Source organism: Mesorhizobium sp. MC2-1-1 (assembly GCF_057597255.1).
Genome location: NZ_CP195205.1, coordinates 799024 through 816585, shown reverse-complemented (window position 1 = coordinate 816585; position 17562 = coordinate 799024). Strand labels below are relative to the sequence as shown.

General features: G+C 63.6%; 22 protein-coding genes and 2 tRNA genes. 13 read left to right on the top strand and 11 right to left on the bottom strand.

What is annotated here, in order from left to right:
• The first annotated feature begins 69 nt into the window (after positions 1 to 69).
• Positions 70 to 939, top strand: a complete 870-nt coding sequence (locus ACR64R_RS03935; RefSeq protein ID WP_487360378.1) for a hypothetical protein — start codon at positions 70 to 72, stop codon at positions 937 to 939.
• A gap of 79 nt (positions 940 to 1018) precedes the next feature.
• Positions 1019 to 1540 (top strand): DUF1036 domain-containing protein, encoded by a 522-nt coding sequence (locus ACR64R_RS03930; protein ID WP_487360377.1) that lies wholly within the window; start codon positions 1019 to 1021, stop codon positions 1538 to 1540.
• A gap of 234 nt (positions 1541 to 1774) precedes the next feature.
• On the opposite strand, the gene ACR64R_RS03925 is transcribed toward ACR64R_RS03930, so the two are convergent.
• Both ACR64R_RS03925 and ACR64R_RS03920 read right to left on the bottom strand, forming a co-directional pair.
• Positions 1775 to 1851 (bottom strand) — tRNA-Arg (locus ACR64R_RS03925).
• Between the two features lie 49 nt (positions 1852 to 1900).
• Complete coding sequence (locus tag ACR64R_RS03920) at positions 1901 to 2206, bottom strand: ETC complex I subunit (protein ID WP_112101520.1); 306 nt, start codon at positions 2204 to 2206, stop codon at positions 1901 to 1903.
• A gap of 233 nt (positions 2207 to 2439) precedes the next feature.
• Here ACR64R_RS03920 and ACR64R_RS03915 point away from each other — a divergent pair, with 233 nt between their 5' ends.
• The 3 genes from ACR64R_RS03915 (at position 2440) to ACR64R_RS03905 (ending at position 5276) form a co-directional block, all read left to right on the top strand.
• Entirely contained in the window at positions 2440 to 3408 is a 969-nt protein-coding gene (locus tag ACR64R_RS03915; protein ID WP_487360376.1) for an NAD(P)H-dependent oxidoreductase, read from the top strand.
• 135 nt (positions 3409 to 3543) lie between these two features.
• Positions 3544 to 4725, top strand: coding sequence for a flavin-containing monooxygenase (locus ACR64R_RS03910; protein WP_487362372.1), 1182 nt, complete (start codon positions 3544 to 3546; stop codon positions 4723 to 4725).
• A gap of 53 nt (positions 4726 to 4778) precedes the next feature.
• A complete protein-coding gene (locus tag ACR64R_RS03905; RefSeq protein WP_487360375.1) occupies positions 4779 to 5276 on the top strand; it encodes a pyridoxamine 5'-phosphate oxidase family protein in 498 nt (165 codons plus the stop codon).
• Between the two features lie 24 nt (positions 5277 to 5300).
• On the opposite strand, the gene ACR64R_RS03900 is transcribed toward ACR64R_RS03905, so the two are convergent.
• Positions 5301 to 5804 (bottom strand): YbjN domain-containing protein, encoded by a 504-nt coding sequence (locus ACR64R_RS03900; protein WP_487360374.1) that lies wholly within the window; start codon positions 5802 to 5804, stop codon positions 5301 to 5303.
• 355 nt (positions 5805 to 6159) lie between these two features.
• Here ACR64R_RS03900 and ACR64R_RS03895 point away from each other — a divergent pair, with 355 nt between their 5' ends.
• The 3 genes from ACR64R_RS03895 (at position 6160) to ACR64R_RS03885 (ending at position 8299) form a co-directional block, all read left to right on the top strand.
• Entirely contained in the window at positions 6160 to 6858 is a 699-nt protein-coding gene (locus tag ACR64R_RS03895) for an outer membrane protein (protein ID WP_487360373.1), read from the top strand.
• 575 nt (positions 6859 to 7433) lie between these two features.
• A tRNA-Pro gene (locus ACR64R_RS03890) sits at positions 7434 to 7510 on the top strand.
• Between the two features lie 66 nt (positions 7511 to 7576).
• Positions 7577 to 8299 carry an LCP family protein gene (locus ACR64R_RS03885; protein WP_487360372.1) on the top strand — a complete coding sequence of 241 codons (723 nt, stop codon included), beginning with the start codon at positions 7577 to 7579 and terminating at the stop codon, positions 8297 to 8299.
• Positions 8300 to 8587: 288 nt separating this feature from the next.
• Here the strand turns inward: ACR64R_RS03885 and hdaA are convergent, their stop codons facing one another.
• The 3 genes from hdaA to ACR64R_RS03870 are packed head-to-tail and all read right to left on the bottom strand — an operon-like array spanning position 8588 to position 11088.
• Entirely contained in the window at positions 8588 to 9292 is a 705-nt protein-coding gene (gene hdaA / locus ACR64R_RS03880) for a DnaA regulatory inactivator HdaA (protein WP_487360371.1), read from the bottom strand.
• A 1-nt stretch (position 9293) separates the two neighbouring features.
• Positions 9294 to 10433 carry an AI-2E family transporter gene (locus ACR64R_RS03875; protein ID WP_487360370.1) on the bottom strand — a complete coding sequence of 380 codons (1140 nt, stop codon included), beginning with the start codon at positions 10431 to 10433 and terminating at the stop codon, positions 9294 to 9296.
• Positions 10434 to 10455: 22 nt separating this feature from the next.
• Positions 10456 to 11088, bottom strand: coding sequence for a CDP-alcohol phosphatidyltransferase family protein (locus ACR64R_RS03870; RefSeq protein ID WP_487360369.1), 633 nt, complete (start codon positions 11086 to 11088; stop codon positions 10456 to 10458).
• Positions 11089 to 11303: 215 nt separating this feature from the next.
• Between ACR64R_RS03870 and purM the strand changes: the two genes are divergently transcribed.
• From purM to ACR64R_RS03855, 3 genes are read left to right on the top strand one after another with little or no spacing between them, the layout of a single operon-like run.
• Positions 11304 to 12383 (top strand): phosphoribosylformylglycinamidine cyclo-ligase, encoded by a 1080-nt coding sequence (purM, locus tag ACR64R_RS03865; RefSeq protein WP_487362371.1) that lies wholly within the window; start codon positions 11304 to 11306, stop codon positions 12381 to 12383.
• Positions 12380 to 13087 (top strand): phosphoribosylglycinamide formyltransferase, encoded by a 708-nt coding sequence (gene purN, locus ACR64R_RS03860; RefSeq protein ID WP_487360368.1) that lies wholly within the window; start codon positions 12380 to 12382, stop codon positions 13085 to 13087. The genes purM and purN overlap by 4 nt, the downstream gene beginning before the upstream one ends.
• A gap of 8 nt (positions 13088 to 13095) precedes the next feature.
• Positions 13096 to 13611, top strand: a complete 516-nt coding sequence (locus ACR64R_RS03855; protein ID WP_487360367.1) for a SixA phosphatase family protein — start codon at positions 13096 to 13098, stop codon at positions 13609 to 13611.
• A gap of 73 nt (positions 13612 to 13684) precedes the next feature.
• On the opposite strand, the gene ACR64R_RS03850 is transcribed toward ACR64R_RS03855, so the two are convergent.
• The 5 genes from ACR64R_RS03850 to ACR64R_RS03830 all read right to left on the bottom strand — a co-directional run bounded on the left by ACR64R_RS03850 (position 13685) and on the right by ACR64R_RS03830 (position 15262).
• Entirely contained in the window at positions 13685 to 13930 is a 246-nt protein-coding gene (locus tag ACR64R_RS03850) for a DUF680 domain-containing protein (protein WP_487360366.1), read from the bottom strand.
• Between the two features lie 279 nt (positions 13931 to 14209).
• The gene (locus tag ACR64R_RS03845; RefSeq protein WP_487360365.1) at positions 14210 to 14416 is read right to left on the bottom strand and encodes a DUF680 domain-containing protein; all 207 of its coding nucleotides are present in this window, start codon (positions 14414 to 14416) and stop codon (positions 14210 to 14212) included.
• 56 nt (positions 14417 to 14472) lie between these two features.
• Positions 14473 to 14712 (bottom strand): DUF680 domain-containing protein, encoded by a 240-nt coding sequence (locus ACR64R_RS03840; protein WP_487360364.1) that lies wholly within the window; start codon positions 14710 to 14712, stop codon positions 14473 to 14475.
• Between the two features lie 56 nt (positions 14713 to 14768).
• Entirely contained in the window at positions 14769 to 15008 is a 240-nt protein-coding gene (locus tag ACR64R_RS03835) for a DUF680 domain-containing protein (RefSeq protein WP_487360363.1), read from the bottom strand.
• Positions 15005 to 15262 (bottom strand): hypothetical protein, encoded by a 258-nt coding sequence (locus ACR64R_RS03830; RefSeq protein ID WP_487360362.1) that lies wholly within the window; start codon positions 15260 to 15262, stop codon positions 15005 to 15007. Before ACR64R_RS03830 ends, ACR64R_RS03835 begins: the two co-directional genes overlap by 4 nt.
• A 228-nt stretch (positions 15263 to 15490) precedes the next feature.
• On the opposite strand from ACR64R_RS03830, the gene ACR64R_RS03825 reads away from it, so the two are divergent.
• A complete protein-coding gene (locus tag ACR64R_RS03825) occupies positions 15491 to 16168 on the top strand; it encodes a response regulator (protein WP_126061760.1) in 678 nt (225 codons plus the stop codon).
• Positions 16165 to 17538 carry a sensor histidine kinase gene (locus ACR64R_RS03820; protein ID WP_487360361.1) on the top strand — a complete coding sequence of 458 codons (1374 nt, stop codon included), beginning with the start codon at positions 16165 to 16167 and terminating at the stop codon, positions 17536 to 17538. Before ACR64R_RS03825 ends, ACR64R_RS03820 begins: the two co-directional genes overlap by 4 nt.
• Positions 17539 to 17562 lie beyond the last annotated feature (24 nt).

Below are 17562 nucleotides of genomic sequence, written 5' to 3'. Positions count from 1 at the left end.
GCCATCAACCAGGAACTTCGGACGAGGCAAGGGACCGATCGACCGAGCATTCGCCAGCCGCCGCGCGGGATGGTGGAACTTTTGATTGGATTGCAGGTGCGCGCGTTGTTAGTTGGTAGAGGGCGGATCTCGGACACTTCTCCCGATGATCAAATGAACGACGTTTTTGGTTATATCGCTTATGGCGACAACGAGGTTTATCACCTTGGAGCGCTGCTCAGCGCGCTCAAGCTTCTGCACAATTGCCCCCGCGCCAAAATAGTCGTCGCAACCGACAGGCCTGAACTTTTTCGCCGGTATCCCGTCGAGACGACGACCATAACCGCCGACCAGAAGGAGTCGATGTCCTTCGGCCGGCGCTATCATTTCGGCATCAAGGCCGCATGCCTGATCGAGATCCTGAAGCGAGCGGACCGCCTCATCTTCATGGACTGCGACCACTACCCTTATGCCGATCCATCCAGGGGTTTTCGGCGGATTTCCCCGACCCGCTCCTTCATGCGCAAGTGCGAGGGCCAGCACCGGCTTTACCCGGTTCTCTCGGGAAATAACGTCAAGATCGGAGGCTACACCCTGACGGGCCACGAACCGATGTGGCAAAGCGGAATCCTTGGCATTCATCGGGCAAATGCCGGAGCGTTGGCCGAGGCTTATTCCGCGATGCTGGCCGTGCGCGAATTGACCAAGACGGACGCGCCCGAACAGTTCTGCATCGGCGTTGCGCTTTCCCAAAGCGGCCTGACTCTTGGACGACACCGCCTACCGGTCGGCGACTACAACACGCGAGGAAAGAAGGCTTTCGCCAGCCCCCGCGTGCTGCAATTCTTCAAAGCCCACGGCGACGCCCCGATTGCCGAACAGATATGGAGAGCCGGCTGGTATCGCCTTTGGCGAGCCCCCATGGACCTGTGGCGCCAGCGCGACAGGTGGTCGTTTTAGGTATGCCCCGACGCCTTATGTTGACTTTTGGCTAATACAGCAGGACCTTATGTAATTATGCCCGACGGGGGGTGTCGCAATGTCCGCCTTGCTGAAATCGGTCGTGCTCGCCTGTTTCTTGGCAACCTGCGCTCAACGAGCCGACGCGGCCATCAAGATATGCAACAACTTCTCCCAGACGGTCTATTTCGCAATGGCATACGCGCAGCCGGGATACGACGAGTCGTATATTTCCCGGGGCTGGCTGGTGCTAAACCCGAATGGCGGCTGCGACCAATTCGATAGCGCGCTTCATTTGTCTGTATTCTGGTACTATGCCGAAACCAACGAATACAAGGTCAGCAAGAACACTAGGAATAAGAACATGTGGGGAAGTGTTCGGGCGGACAAACAATTCTGGATCGCCACGAACTCCTTCAATTTCATTAACAATCTGAACGACAACCAGTCGCGCCCGAGCGATCCTGGTGCAAAACTGGTTGGCTTTACGCGCTCCGTTGAATCGAAGGATTCGGAGTTGGACGAGACTCTGACCATCGAGGCCGATGGGATAAACGTATCGCAGAGTTTCAGCAGCGACGTCAACGCCAACAGCAAATAGCGACACCACACCTGGTGTCTCCTGATGCCACAAAGCCCGCCTGTCGGTACTCACCGGAGATGCCCATGAGTCTTGAGATTCCAGCTGTGCGGCCTTGCCGCGCACCTAAGCTCGCTGTCCTGGAGGCAGCGACATCGGGCCAGTCTTGCGGTGCGCATATTGGCGAGGCCGGAAGTCGGGCCGGATTGCCTTCGGCGTCGTCCCCCGCATGGGCCAGGAAATTCCAGACAAGAATGGCGATCCCGGCAGGATTCGAACCTGCGACCATCGGCTTAGAAGGCCGGTGCTCTATCCAGCTGAGCTACGGGACCGTCGGCCGGCAAAGCCGGCTGGTCATGCCGAGTGACGCGAGACTCGAAGTCAGTGCGTCCAGGGCGTCCTGCGGTCATAGCGGAAATTGTCCGAATAGGAAATCTGCCGGCGCTTGGCTTCCTTCGGCTCCTCGACGCGATAGGCGATCTTTTCCTTTTCGGCGTAAGCCACAGCCTCTTCCTTCGTGTCGAAGGTGAGCTTCACCTGGCTCAGCATGTCGCCCGAGGTTGTGTAGCCCATCAGCGGGTCGATCTTCTTGCGCTGGGCGGGATCGAACTCCAACACCCAATGTCCTGTCTTGGCCTTGCCGGACTGCATCGCGGTTTTGGCTGGACTGAAAATGCGCGCGGACATGACCACCTCTTTGCCGCCCGACGATCCGGGCATCTCTTTCAGCGCCGTATTCGGAAACCCCGATCTCGCGCCAACCCGTCATTACTGTGCAACGGCCGCGGCGGCAAGTCCGCAAGCACTGCCGGGCCCAAGGCGCAGGGAACCTCGCCGTGCTGACGACATTATCGAAATGTCGGCGGGCCGATCCCGGGCCGCCTCTTGCCGTAAGCCGCCACCGAAACGGACGTTTCGCCATGACCGATGCAACCGAACACCCCGTCCTGCAGCTCGCCGTGCTTGTCGGCAGCCTGCGTGCCCAATCCTTCACCCGCAAGATCGCCAAGGCGCTCGCGGCGCGCGCGTCCGATTCCGTGCGCTGCCGCTTCATCCAGATCGGCGACCTGCCGCTCTACAATGAGGACCTGGACGGCGACGGCCCGCCACCCGCGTGGTCGGCGTTCCGCGCGGCGATACGCGAGTGCGACGCGGTGCTGTTCGTCACCCCGGAATACAATCGCTCGATCCCCGGCTGCCTGAAGAACGCGCTCGATGTCGGCTCGCGCCCGACAGGCAAGAACGTGTTCAAGGGCCTGCCGGCCGGCGTGGTCAGCGTCACGCCGTACCAGCTCGGCGCTTTCGGCGCCAATCACGCGCTCAGGCAAACCTTCACGTTCCTCGACATGCCGGTGATGCAGCAGCCGGAGGCCTATATCGGCAACGTCGCAGAACTGCTGGACGACAAGGGCGCCGTGACCAACGGCGATACCGCTGCCTTCCTCGAAAAGTTCATGGCCAGCCTGGAAACTTGGGTCAGGGCCGTGCATCCGAGCGGATCGTCCTTCGATGCCTTCATGAAACAGCGCGAGAAGATCGCCGAGGACTATGTAAATGGCGACGCTGCCTCGCTGAAGGCGATCGTCACCCATGCCGGACCGGCGACGTTCTTTTCGCCGCGCGGCGACCATCTGGAAGGCGCCGAGGCCGTTGCCGGCCGTTACGAACGCGACGCGGCCAGCTTCCGCGAGGGCGGCAGCACCGACCTCGAGGTGCTGCAGGCCTCCGCAAGCGGTGACCTGGCATTCTGGACCGGGCTCCAGCATGCCAAGGCGCGCATAGGCAAGAACGGCGAGGCAACCGAGATGACCTTGCGCGTGACGGAAGTGTTCCGTCTGGAGAACGGCTCGTTCAAGCTGGTGCATCGCCATGCCGACCCGCTTCATTAGCCGGCGCTTGCAAAATCCGCGACACAATGCCGGAGCGCTTTGCAAGACGCGCCTATTCCTTTTGGCTCGTGCGCGGCATACATCAGATACAAGGTCGTGCCACGTGAAGGCATGATGACGACGATAAAGACACGAATGGGCGCGCAACCGGAAGTCTCGCCGTTGGGGGCCGGCGAGCCGGCGATTTTGGACGGCGCAATCGTCATCGGCGCAGGCGCCGCCGGGCTTGCCGCCGCGCATGCGCTGGCCAAGGCCGGCGTGACGACGCAGATCCTGGAACGCGAGCAGCGGCTGGCCGAGCCATGGCATCGCCGCCATGACAATCTCCACCTCAACACGCATCGCGAGCTCTCCCGCTTGCCGGGCGTATCCTATCCGCCAGGAACGCCTGCCTTCCCGCACCGCGGCGCCGTCATCCGCCACCTCAACGAGTTCGCCGAGATGCACCGGCTGCCGGTCGCCTTCGATGTCGAGGTCGATGAGATCGCATTTCGCGGCGACCACTGGCTGTTGCGGACGAGCGAGGGCCTGAAGGCAGCGCGGCATGTGGTGATCGCCACCGGCCGCGACCGACAGCCTTTCATCCCGCACTGGAAAGGCATGGAGGATTTTTCGGGGCCGATCATACATTCGGCCGAATTCGGCAAAGCGAGCGACTATAGCGGCAAAAAGGTGCTGGTGGTCGGCGCGGGCAATTCCGGCTTCGATGCGCTCAACCATCTTTCCCGCGTCGAGACGGGCCAGGTCTGGCTCTCGGCGCGCAATGGACCTTCGCTGCTGCCCAAGCGCATCGGCAAGATCGCCGTTCACCGCATCTCGCCGCTCATGGCGCGGCTGCCGGCACGGCTCGCGGACGCGGCCATGGCGGCAACGCAGCGCCTGGTGTTCGGCGATCTGACCAAATACGGCCTGCCGCCTGCCCCATCGGGCGGCGCCAGCCGGCTCGGCTCAGACTATACGGCAATCGCCGCCGACGACGGCGCGGTCGAGGCCATCAAGGCCGGGCGCATCATCGTCGTGCCGCAACTGCGTGAATTCAGGCGCGACGGCGTCGTTCTCGACAATGGCCAGTCTATCGCGCCCGACATCGTCATTGCCGCCACCGGTTACCGGACCGGACTGGAGACGATGCTGGGCCGGCTCGGCGTGCTGGACGCCAAGGGCGTGCCGCTGTTCAACGGCGCGGCGAGCGACCCGAAGCTGCCAGGGCTCTGGTTCACCGGCATGCGGCCGAGCATTCGCGGCTGCTTTTCCAACGCGATAATCCAGGGCGCGGCGATCGCCAAAAAGATCGTCGGCCAGAAGCGCCGGTCGTAGGGAACAGACAGGACGATTGGCCGTTTGCCTTTCTCTCAATGAAAGGAAGCGAGATGCCGACACCCGCCGAGATCGAAGCGAAGTTCTGGAAAGCCCTGAAATCGGATATGACGATGATGATCGGGCTCGACGGCTCGACCGTCATCCCGCGCCCAATGACGGCGCAATTGGAAGGCGATGCTGAGGGGCCGATCTGGTTCTTCACCGCCAAGGACACCGAACTGGTGCTTGGCCTTTCCTCCGCCGGCAAGGCCACCGCGACCAAGGCCACCGCGACTTTTGTCTCCAAGGGTCACGACCTTTTCGCCACGGTTCAAGGCAAGCTGCGCGTCGACAACGATCGGGCCGTCATCGATCGCTTGTGGAACCGCTTCGTTGAAGCCTGGTTCGAGGGCGGCAAGGATGATCCGAAACTGACGCTGCTGCGCTTTGATCCCGGGCAAGCCGAGATCTGGCTCGACGCGTCCAGCGTGGTATCCGGTATCAAGATGCTGCTCGGCTACGACCCGAAGGAAGAATACAAGGACAATGTCGCCAAGGTCGATCTGTGATCGTCCTTGGCGATTTGCCGGGCGCTATTTTTGCATGAACGCCGCGAAATTTTCGGTCGATGTGGCAAAGGTCTCCAGGTTTGACTGCAGCCAGGCTTTTGTCACTCCGCCTATTAGCGTGACCCGATAGTTGGCGTAGTATTTGCCGTCCTTGTATTTCACGATCGTGAGCCAGCCGGCATTATCCCAGTTGAATGCGTCGAGCCCATCCACCGTCAAAGGGGTTTTGGGCGTCCAGCCACCCGTCTCCGCCAACAGAGTCTTGCAGAGCTTCTGGTCATCGCAACCGCCGAGACTGACGAAAAAATTCTGCCCACCCGAGGCGCTCGACACATAGTCGCCGGTGCTGTCGTGCTTGATCTGACCGCGATAGCCGGCGTTCTGCAACGCGTCCCGGATATCTTCCAGCGTGACCGTCGTAAGAACTTCCGGCTTGTCGCCAGGTTTGTTCGCGTCTTCCGCATGCGCGGGCAGACCAGAAAGAACCAATGGAAGTGCGAAAGCCAAGACGCGTGCGAAGCGTGCCATGTCCAACCCCAATTGACCCTAGGGAAAGTCAACATCAGGCGCTGTTGCTTGTCAACGAAACCGAGGGCCGGCGCTCTTCAATACTGCGGCATAGAATCCGGATCGGGACCTGCCGTTTCGTGTTTAGGTGACACGCCGGACGGCGAACTAAGGGGCGAGAAGATGCTGCGGGACGCCTCGCTAACGAACTCCTAAGAAGCCTAGCTCTGCGCTGCTCACAGGTGGCAAGCGCGCCCTCTCAATTGTGGCCGTGTGGCAACAACGGGCCCAAATCGGTTGGGGACCGCGATATCGGAGTATCTTATTTAGCAATTGGTTATATACCTCATTTGACAGTTTCACGCAGAGGCTTCCCATGAAATCGCTCCTACTCGCTACCGCGACTCTCGTTGCTGCAACGAGCGGTGCATTCGCCGCGGATGTCGTTGCGTCGGAGCCCGCGCCCGTTGCATCTGCGTACAATTGGACAGGTGTATATTTAGGCGCTCAAGCTGGTTACGATTGGGCGAGGACGAGCTACAGTTTCACCAACCCCGTTCCAACTGGGAGCTTTACCCCTAACGGCTTTGTCGGGGGATTGTACGTTGGATACAACTATCAGTTCGCTACGCCACTTGTCGTCGGCGTGGAAGGCGATCTCAGCTACTCCAACGTTAAGGGCAGCTTCGACAATCCCTTCGGCGGATTCAGCGGAGGCAGCGCTAGATTGCGGTGGCAGGGCGCCGCGCGAGTCAAGGTCGGCTACGCCTTCGACCGTTTCCTGCCTTACGTCGCTGGTGGCGTAGCTGTCGGCGACTTCCGCTTTGAGGGCGGCCCCGGCCTGGGGTCTCCCTTTACGCCGGCTCTGGAGTCGTGGAGAAAGACGATGACCGGATGGACGATCGGCGCGGGCGTGGAATACGCATTTGCTGAAAGATGGACTGCGCGCCTTGAGTACCGCTATACCGACTTCGGGACTGCCCACGGAAATCTGGCGCCCGCTTACTCATCCGTCGTCGAGACTATGAAGGTCCGTGATAATTCCATTCGGCTTGGCGTTAGCTACAGGTTCTGAGCAGTTTCCGAACGGCCACAGGAGGCGCTGACTCTCGCACTTCTTGATTTTGCGAGGTTAGCCAGGGTCGGTCGATCCACCGGCGCAGCTGGTGGTTCGCCCGGATCATGGCAAGCGCCACCGCGAGCTCTGTTTCGGCCCTGGCGTTTCCTTATGCGTCATGTAGTCAGCAGCGATCAGGCGGCGGATCGATCGCTTGGCCTCATCGCGCGTCCAGTCGGCTTCAATCATGCGATCGAGAATAGCCTGGATGCCAGGCCCCATCGCCTGCTGGCAGTCGATCTCTCGGTCTGCATAATCGCTGTGCGGCGCGACTGAGTGATCGCAGAAAGGCCTCCGCTTCGCTGCAGTGCTCCCAGCATAACCAGTGCAGCGGGCCGTTCTGCTTTGACAAATCCCCACCGGCATCCTTGCCGCGGGTTTCGTGCTCTTGGCCGATCCCAACTTAACGGGAAACACCCGGCCAATATCCGCGGGACTTTTTACGCCGGATCCTGCAGTTGTATGCCGTTCGTTCCAATTTTCTATTTTAGTGCTTGCCCTGAACCGCGTGGGACCCTATTGGAAGCCGGCCTCGGAGTGTAGCGCAGCCTGGTAGCGCACCTGATTTGGGATCAGGGGGTCGCGTGTTCGAATCACGCCACTCCGACCATTGCTTCTCCAGAAACAACCAGGGCGGCCTCACGGCCCGGCGATCCTGACCAGAAGGGCTCGTATCTTGGCAGCCGTGGTTGTAGCGATCCTCGACAGGGACAATTGGGACGCCAACACCGATATCATCGTCGTTGTGGACGTTTCCAGGCGGCGGCTGACATGGGTGCCGCGCGACCTGTGGTCTCCCCTCGTCCGCGACCGCGTAAACGCGGCCTTCGCCAAGGGCGGCGGCGCATTGCTGCTTGAAGCGCTGGCAGGACTGGGATTCATGGCCGGAAGCGCGATCTGCCTCAGGCGCGGCGCGACAGAGGCCGCGCTTGCCGGGGCCAGCGTCAGGGTGCCGATCAGCGAGCCGCTCGATTTCTGGTATCCGCTGACGCCGACAAGCCGCCTGGAGGACGGGCGGCGGCGTGTGTCCTTCCACCCGCCGGGCGAAACGCTGTCTGGCGAGCGGCTGCATCAGTGGATCGGCGCCCGCACCATGGTCAATAGCCAGGGTACCGACTTCCACCGCATGCGGCGCCAGATCGTATTCCTGCGCGCTCTCATCGCCCAGGGTTGCGATTTCCGCCTCGCGCTCAAGGATCCGGAGCTGGCGCGGATTACCGGCGAGGATCCCTTGCCGCTGCTTGCCCGCGTGACGGCGCGTTGGCGCATGCGGGTGCATGACTGGGTGGATGACGCCGTCATCGACGGCAAGATGGTCCTGGTCCCGCGCAAGCCGAAGTCATGGTGGCGGCGGCAATTGCGTCGGTTGCGTGATCGGGTGAAGGCCAAGAGCAGCTAGCTTTCCTGGAACAGCTCTGGCGGCGCGCCTTGCCAGCTCGGTCAATTGTCCCTTGGCGTCGGTCACCGATATCCGCATGGCGGCTTCTCATGGACCAGGTCCAATAAAATAGACTACTCGATGGTCCGTATCGAGAAGCAACGGTAAACCCGCCGGGCGAGAACCCCAACACCCTCGAGCCCGGCGAGCCTACACCCGATCTGGAACGCGATCGGGACCGGGATCAGCCGGCAGTGTCGACTTGCAAGATAGATGCCTTACCGGATGATCCGAAATGGGACAGACGTGCTAGATGTCGAACTCGCCCTGCCCTTCGTCCATGGCGCCGACGGTCTCGGCGGCCAAGGCGCGGGTGATCGGCGTCTTGCGCTCGAGCGCGGCTCGGTCGAGGCGCTCGACGACGCGCATGGCGGTGCCGAGCGAACGTTCGATGCGGCGCACCAGATATTGCACCACATGCGGTTCGACCTCGATCTGGCGGTCGGCGAAGAGCTTGGTGATGACGCCGGCAAGCAAAAGGTCATCCGGCTCGTGGATCTCGACCGTCGCTGCCGCCTTCAGCCGCGAGACGAGGTCAGGCAGCGCGACGCGCCAGGCCGAGGGGAAGCGCCGCGCCGTCAAAAGCAGCGTCGAGCCAGCGCCGCGCACTTCGTTGATCAAATGGAACAGGCCCTGCTCGTCGATCGCCGCCTTGTCGATATCATCGACGAGCGCCGGCCTGATGCCGAGCCCGGCAATGTGTTCGCCGATCCGGCCGGGGTCGATGGCGATGGCATGCGCCCGCTCCTGCCAGATGCGGGCGAGATGCGTCTTGCCCGAGCCCGCCGGTCCGGCCAGCACCACGACCGGCGACGGCCAGTCCGGCCAGCGGTCGACCAGCGATGCCGCCTGCGCATTGGTGCCCGAGACCACGAGCTCGTCACGCGAATAGCCGGTGCCGTGGCCGAGATCGAGCGGCAATTGGCGCGGCGGATAGAATCCCTGTGAGGACACGTCAGCTCCGCGGCTTCGCGCGATGGCCGCCGCCGCGATCGGCCGGCAAAGGCGGCGCGGGCTCGGTGGCATGGCCCTTGTAAAGCGGCGATTCCAGATAGCGGGAAATGGCGAAGCGCACCAGCACGGCAATCGCGGCGGAGGCCGGCACGGCGATCAAAAGACCGACGAAGCCGAACAGCGCGCCGAAGGCGAACAGCGAGAACATCAACCACACCGGGTGCAGGCCCACGCTCTTTCCGACCAGCCTGGGCTGCAGGATGTTGCCCTCGATGAATTGGCCGACGAAGAACACGCAAGCCACCAGCACCACCATGGCCCAGTCCGGCCAGAACTGGACGAAGGCGACGCCGACGGCAAGCACCAGCCCCGTCAGCGAGCCGACATAGGGGATGAAGGAGATCAGCCCGGCGAACAACCCGATCAGGATGGCGAAGTTCAAGCCGGTCAGCGTCAGCCCCGTGGCGTACATGGCGCCGAGCACCAGGCAGAGCGTGCCCTGCCCGCGCACGAAGCCGGCGGTGGCGGTGTTGATGTCGCGTGCTAGCGCGCGCACCGTCTCGACATGGTCGCGCGGCACCCAGCCGTCGACCTCGGCCACCATGCGGTCCCAGTCGAGCAGCATGTAGAAGGCGACCACCGGGGTGACCACGAAAAGGCTGACCACCGAGACCAGCGCCACGCCGGAGCTCCAGATCGAGGTGAAGACGGTGGTGAGCAGGCTGAAGCCGGAGGTCAGCAGCGAGTTCAGCCCGTCGCGCAGGCCGGCGGCGTTGACGCCGAAGCGCTGCTCCAGCCATTTCGGGTCGAAGCTGGTGAGAAGCGACTGCAGGCGGGTGAGATAGTCCGGCAGCTTGCGGCCGAAATCGGCCATCTGGGTCGCCAGCACCGGCACCAGGATGACGAAGGCCAGCACCACGACGACGATGAAGGCAATGAGGATCACCACCGTCGCCATCAGGCGCGACAGGCCGAGCCGCTGCAGCCAATCCGCCACAGGATCGAGGAAATAGGCGAGCACCATGCCGGCGACGAAGGGCAACAGGATGCCCGAGAAGATATAAAGGAAGAGCGCCATCAGGACGGCCGTAGCCAGCCAGAAGAAGACCTGGCGGCGCAGCCCGCCCGAGGCATCGTCCATGGCGATCACCGCGCCGTCAACGTCAGGCGCCGGTGTTGGAGCCGCCTGGCTTGCCGATACCCGGCTTGGTGTCGCCGGTCTTGAGGTCGCCGTTCTGGGAGTTGCTCGTCCGGGAGCCTTCGCCATAGCCGCTCATATGCCTTAGCCAAGCCACGAGATAGGCCGCGGCCGAAGCAACGGTCAAGACCCCGGTCAGCAATATGAGCGCGGTCCGCAGCGGGTCCGGATGCGCGGAGAAGGCCAGTTCGCCCAGCACGAGCGCCGCCAGCGCGATCTGCGCGACCGTGTTGGCCTTCGAAACGAAGAGCGGCTTCACCTCGACCGGATTGCTCATCACGCTGGACAAGAGCACCGCGCAGACGATCAGCCCGTCACGCGAGACCATGGTCACCACCAGCCAGAGCGGCAGTTCGCCCGCAAAGCCCATGACGACGAAGACCGACACCAGCAAGAGCTTGTCGGCGATCGGATCGAGATAGGCGCCAAGGCGCGACGACTGGTTCCAGCGACGCGCGATGAAACCGTCGACGCCGTCGGAGACACCGGCAACGAGGAATCCGGCGAAAGCCCAGCCCCAAAGCGACTGCAGCATAGCCAACACCACGGCGGGCACGAGCAGCAGCCGCATGATCGTGATCATGTTGGGTATGGTCACATGATGTCCCGTCGTGATCTTGTTGGGAAATAGATGAGGGAGATGGAGGATGGGCGCAAGGAGGAACGGTGAAGGTCCCCGCGAAGTATCCCCCTCCACCCACCGGTATTTCCGCTTTTTCCCTTGGGGCAAGGCCCGCTCGCCCGCGCGTCATCCTTGCTCCCCGAAACCATTCATGCGAAGAGCCCGCAATGACAAACAGGGACGAGCCGACGATGAGCAAGGGCGACCAGGCCAAGCGCAAGAACGGGCTCACCTATGCCGAGGCGGGCGTCGATATCGATGCCGGCAACCTGATGGTCGAGAAGATCAAGCCGCTGGTGCGCGCCACGCGCCGGCCGGGCGCGGATGGCGAGATCGGCGGCTTCGGCGGCCTGTTCGACCTCAAGGCGGCCGGCTTCACCGATCCGGTGCTGGTCGCGGCCAATGACGGCGTCGGCACCAAGCTCAAGATCGCCATCGACGCCGGCAAGCACGACACGATCGGGATCGACCTCGTCGCCATGTGCGTCAACGACATCGTCGTGCAGGGCGCCGAGCCGCTGTTCTTCCTCGACTATTTCGCCACCGGCAAGCTCGACCCCGGCCAGGGCGCCTCGATCGTCGGCGGCATTGCCGAGGGCTGCCGGCAGGCCGGCTGCGCGCTGATCGGCGGCGAGACGGCGGAAATGCCCGGCATGTATCACGGCAAGGACTACGACCTTGCCGGCTTTGCCGTGGGCGCGGCGGAACGCGGCCAGTTGCTGCCGACGGACGACATCGTGGAAGGCGACGTGCTGCTCGGCCTTGCCTCGTCCGGCCTGCATTCCAACGGCTTTTCGCTGGTGCGCCGCGTCGTGGCCGCGAGCGGCCTTGGCTGGAGCGATCCGGCGCCGTTCAACGACGAGCTCAGCCTTGCCGAGGCGCTGCTGGAGCCGACACGGATCTATGTGAAGGCGATCCTGAAGGCGATCCGCAACACGCATGGCATCAAGGCGCTCGCCCATATCACCGGCGGCGGTTTCCCCGAGAACATCCCGCGCGTTCTGCCGAAGGATTTTTCGGCCGAGCTCGACCTCGAGGCTATCGAGGTGCCGCCCGTGTTCTCGTGGCTGGCGAGGACCGGCGGCGTCGCGCCGGAAGAGATGATGCGCACATTCAACTGCGGCATCGGCATGATCCTCGCCGTCGCCTCCGGCCAGGCGGCTCAGGTCGCTGCGGTGCTGCAGGAGGCCGGCGAGACAGTGACGCCGATCGGCCGCATCGTGCCGCGCCGCGACGCCGGCGTGATCTATCGGGGCTCGATCGGCCTATGAGCAGGAAACGCACGGTCGTCCTGATCTCGGGACGCGGCTCCAACATGACGGCGCTGATCGCGGCGGCCGCCGACCCCAGCTATCCGGCCGAGATCGTCGGCGTCATTTCCGATCGCGCCAACGCGGCCGGCCTCGGCATCGCGCACTCGCGCGGTATCGCCACCAAGGTCATCCAGCGCGCCGACCATGCGAGCAAGGACGCCTTCGACGCCGCGATCGACGCCGCGCTCGCCGGCTTCGGCGCCGACATCGTGGCCCTGGCCGGCTATATGCGCATCCTCGGTCGCGGCCTCGTCGAGAAATGGCAGGGGCGCATGGTCAACATCCACCCTGCCCTGCTGCCGGCCTTCAAGGGGCTGGACACGCATGCGCGGGCGATCCGAGCCGGCGTTCGCGTCCACGGCTGCTCGGTGCATTTCGTCACGCCCGAGATGGATGACGGCCCGATCATCGCGCAGGCCGCCGTTCCGGTGATGGTCGGCGACAATGAGGACACGCTCGCGGCGCGGGTGCTGAAGGCCGAGCACCGGATCTACCCGCTGGCGCTGGGGCTTGTCGCTGAAGGCAAGGCGCGCATGGAAAACGGGCATACCGTGCTTTCCCATTTCGCCGACGACGCCGACAACGCCGCCTCAATGGTGATGGCGCCGGACCCGTTGCGCGAGGAGACCGATCTCGAACAGCTGGCGCGGATCACGCCCTAGAGGCTGCAATGCCACGGAAACAGCTGTTCGTCCTGCGCCACGCCAAATCGAGCTGGGACGATTCCTCCCTGGCCGATTTCGATCGGCCGCTGGCCCCACGTGGCTTGAAGACCGCGCCGCTGATGGGACGGGAGCTTGCGCGGCGCGGCTGGCTGCCCGACCTCGCCCTGGTCTCGCCGGCGCTGCGCGCCCGCGACACTTGGCGGCTGGTCGCGCAGGAACTTCCCAAGCATGTGCCGGCGCAATTTGCCGAGGAGCTCTACGAGGCGGCAGCCGGCGTCATCCTGGCGCGCGTGCGACAGGCCAAGGTGACGAACCTGCTGGTGATCGGCCACAATCCCGGCCTGCAGCATTTTGTTTTGCGGCTGGCCGGCGCCGGGTCGGACGAGAGCGTGTTCACGAAGATCGAAGCGAAGTTTGCGACGGCGGCGCTCGCCCGGTTCACCCTGGACGGTGATTGGGCAAATCTCGATTTTGGCGGCGCGCGGCTGACCCACTACCTGCGGCCAAAGGATTTGGGCTAGCGCCCGGAGCTTGCCGGTCCGATGAACTGGCGGCGGGTTTGCCCGCCGCCTTCGGTATTCTCAAAGAGGTGGATCAATTGCCCCAATTGTCCGCGGGCGGACCCGGCCAATTCGCGGCGCCGCTCGCTCCCGTCTTCATCCCGGTATCGACCTTGGGGGCCGGCTTGGCAACGTCGTGCTTGCGGACCGCGCCGGTGTAGGTGCTGTCGACGCCGACGGCCGGCTGGTTGGCATTACTGGCGTCGAAGTGGTCGCTGCCGGCGAAGGCGGAGCCCATCGCGAGAAGCATTGCGGCGGTGGTGAGAGCTATCCTGGTCATGTTCAATTTCCTTGTTCCTGTGGTTCTATCGGCGGCGGCCTTGGGAGGATGCCCCCGCTGCCGACAAGACCCTCGGCGGCCGGGATTTATTCCCGGCGCGTTCGCCTTTCAGCGACCGCAACAGCGTCGATCCGGACTTCGCTCAGAAAAAGACAAACGATTACAAATGCTTGTGATACAATAACTTGTGAAGCGGGTTCAGATTGCCGACGCCCGGCTTCACAAATGCAGAGCGGCGGGACAAGCCCGCCGCTTTGAGATCTGTCGACGACAGAACCGTTAGTGGTTGCCGAACAGGTCGTGGTTGGCGCCCTGGACGACCGGCTTCTGGACGTCGGCATCCGACTTCTTGATCGAAGCGGTATACGAAGTGTCGACCGAAGCGGCCGGCTGGTTGGCGTTGGCCGAGCCGTAATTGTCAGAGCTGGCGAAAGCGGCCCCGGTGGCAACCAGAAGGGCGGCGGCGGTAAGAGCGATCTTGGTCATTTGAGTTACTCCAGTTTCAAGAATTGAGGTTGGCATGGGCGGGGGACAGGAGCCGCTTAGCGGCCCCAGATCCCCTGTCCCGACTGCGGCTGGTTCTGATCCGGCGAGACGTGGAGGTCGCGCTGTTCGAGCTTGTCGAGCTTGCGGATCGATCCGGTGATGGTGTTGTCGACCTGGCCCGCGGGAGCGGTGACGGCCGGCTGGTTGGCGTTGGCCGAGCCGTAATTGTCAGAGCCGGCGAAAGCGGCCCCGGTGGCAACCAGAAGGGCAGCGGCGGTAAGAGCGATCTTGGTCATTTGAGTTACTCCAGTTTCAAGAATTGAGGTTGGGACCGGCGGGGGACAGGAGCCGCTTAGCGGCCCCAGATTCCCTGGCCCGACTGCGGCTGGTTCTGATCAGGCGTGACATGGAGGTCGCGCTGTTCGAGCTTGTCGAGCTTGCGGATCGATCCGGTGATGGTGTTGTCGACGTTGCCCGCGGGAGCGGTGACGGCCGGCTGATTGACGTTGTCGGAACCATAATGGTCGCTGCCGGCAAAAGCGCCGCTCGTGGCGACGAGGAGGGCAGCAGCGGCGAGAGCAATCTTGGTCATTTTAAGTACTCCGGATTTTCAAAGTCGTGTCCGTCTAGTGGCGTGCCTTGATGGAAATTCGCGTCGCTCGGACCACCCCGAAATGGGTCGGCCTTGCTGCCATTTCCAATCACGAAAAGTTGTGAACCGAACCGTTCGGTTCGATCTTGAAATTTTGTGAGCGATGGCAGGTCAACATTTTTATCGTTTAATATCAGGTAGTTATAGCGATCGTTGCAGGGTGCGGCGCGCTGGTTCGGCGTTTCGGCGTTCACCGTGACTACACGAACCGTCAACATAAATTGAACCGAACGGTTCGGTTTTATCCCTTGTCCGGCCGATGAGGAGGCTCGAGAAGCGCCGGGCCGCGGTCGTGACCGCCCGGAGGCCGGCGTTGCCTTGCGCGCGGATCGATACTATCGGTTGGCCTCACGGACCAGTCCGGACGCCGCCTGCCCCTTCTGGCGAAGGTCGGCGCCGTTGGGAGGAAATAGCGACGAACGATGCGGCTGCTGCTTGTCGAGGACAATCGCGAATTGGCGGATTGGCTGAGCAAGACGCTGCGCCAGGCCAGTTATGTCGTCGACGTCGTGCATGACGGCGAGGATGTCGAGCATGCTTTGGCCGCCGGCGATCATGCCTTGATCATCCTCGACCTTGCCCTGCCCCGCATGGGCGGCATGGAGGTGCTGAAAAGGCTGCGGGCGCGCGGCAACCCCGTGCCGGTTATCGTGCTCACGGCCAATGCCAGCCTGGACGGCCGGGTCAAGGGGCTCAACGAAGGCGCCGACGACTATCTGGCGAAACCCTTCCAGATCGAGGAGCTGGAGGCGCGCATCCGGGTGCAACTGCGCCGCGCCAATGACCGCACCGCCCCCGTCATTTCCTGCGGTGACCTGGTCTTCGACACCAACACCCGGCTTTTCTCGCTTGCCGGCGCGACGCTGTCGCTGACGCCGCGCGAACACGCGGTTCTGGAACAACTGGTCGTCAAGGCCGGGCGCACGGTGAGCAAGGCGGCGCTCTCGGCGGCGATCTACGACTTCGACACCGACGCCGACCCCAGCGCCATCGAGATCTACGTCCATCGCCTTCGCAAGAAGCTCGAGGGGTCGCGCGTCCAGATAGCGACCTTGCGCGGCCTGGGTTACCTCTTGCGCCATGACGATCCGGCGCCATGAGGATCCGCAGCCTTCGGATAGGCAGCCTTCGCCTGCAATTGCTGGCCTGGGTTGTGCTGCCGCTCGCAGGTTTGTCTGCCATCAATTTGTGGACGAGCCAGCGCAATGCACTCGCCACCGCGGACCTCGTCACCGACCGCATGCTGGTTGGCTCGGCAAGAACAATTGCGGAGCAGGCTGCCATGACCGAAGGCGTGCTCGTGGCCACGATTCCCCCGGCGGCGATCGAGATGTTCGACACCGGCGACCGCGACAGCGTCTACTATCAGGTCAAGACCGCCAGAGGGCGGCTGCTGACCGGCTATCCCGATCTCCCGGAGACATCCAGGCCGCCGGGCACCGAGGTGACCTATCGGGGCCGCCGGCTGCGGCTGCTGACTTTCGGCCAATCGGTGGTCGGCGCCGGCGATGACTCGCCGATAACGGTTACCGTCGGCGTAACGCTTGGCGGGCACGACGCAATGGTGCGGCGGCTCTGGTTCAGCGCCTTCGCGCAACAGTTGGCACTGGTGGCGATTGCGGGCCTGTTCGTGCTGCTTGGGCTGCGCCGCGGACTGGCGCCGCTGCTCCGGCTGCGCGACGCGGTGCGTTCGCCGAACCGCAGCGAACTCGAGCCCGTGGAAGTTCCCGACGCGCAAAGTGAAATCCGGCCCCTGATCGACGCGCTCAACGCCTATATGGCGCGCGTGCGGGCACAGATGGCGGCGCAGCGGCGCTTCATCGCCAACGCCGCGCATCAGTTGCGCACCCCGCTGGCGCTCTTGTCGACGCAGGCCAGCTACGCGTTGCGGGAGACTGCTTCCGATGCCCGCCATGAAGCGCTTGTGGCCCTGCAGGCAAGTTCCGGCCGCCTGGCGCGTCTGGCCGAACAGCTGCTCACCCTGTCGAGAGCGGAGCCGGGGAGCAGACGGCCGCGTTCCGACCGCATCGACCTGACCGAAGCGGCGCGGCAGGTGCTCGAAACCCACGCGCCGATCGCCGTTGGCCGCAACATCGATCTCGGCCTGGAGGAGACGGGGCCTGTGCCGGTCATCGGCGACGGCACCATGCTGCGCGAGATGATCGTCAACCTCGTCGACAATGCGCTGCGGTTCTCGGCGTCCGGGGGCAGCGTCACGGTGAAGCTGGCGGTCATCGACGGCGAGGCACGGCTGACGGTCGCCGACGATGGACCCGGCATTCCCCTGGACGAGCGCGAGCATGTGTTCGAGCGCTTCTACCGCGTTGCCGGAACGACCGAGGAAGGCAGCGGGCTGGGGCTCGCAATCGTGCGCGAGGTCGTCGAAAATGCCGGCGGCCGCGTCTCCCTTGGGGATGGCGCGACCGGCGGGCTGATCGTCGACGTGCGGCTGCCGCTGGCCGACGTTTAGAATAACTCCGAGCGAAGCGTGGCG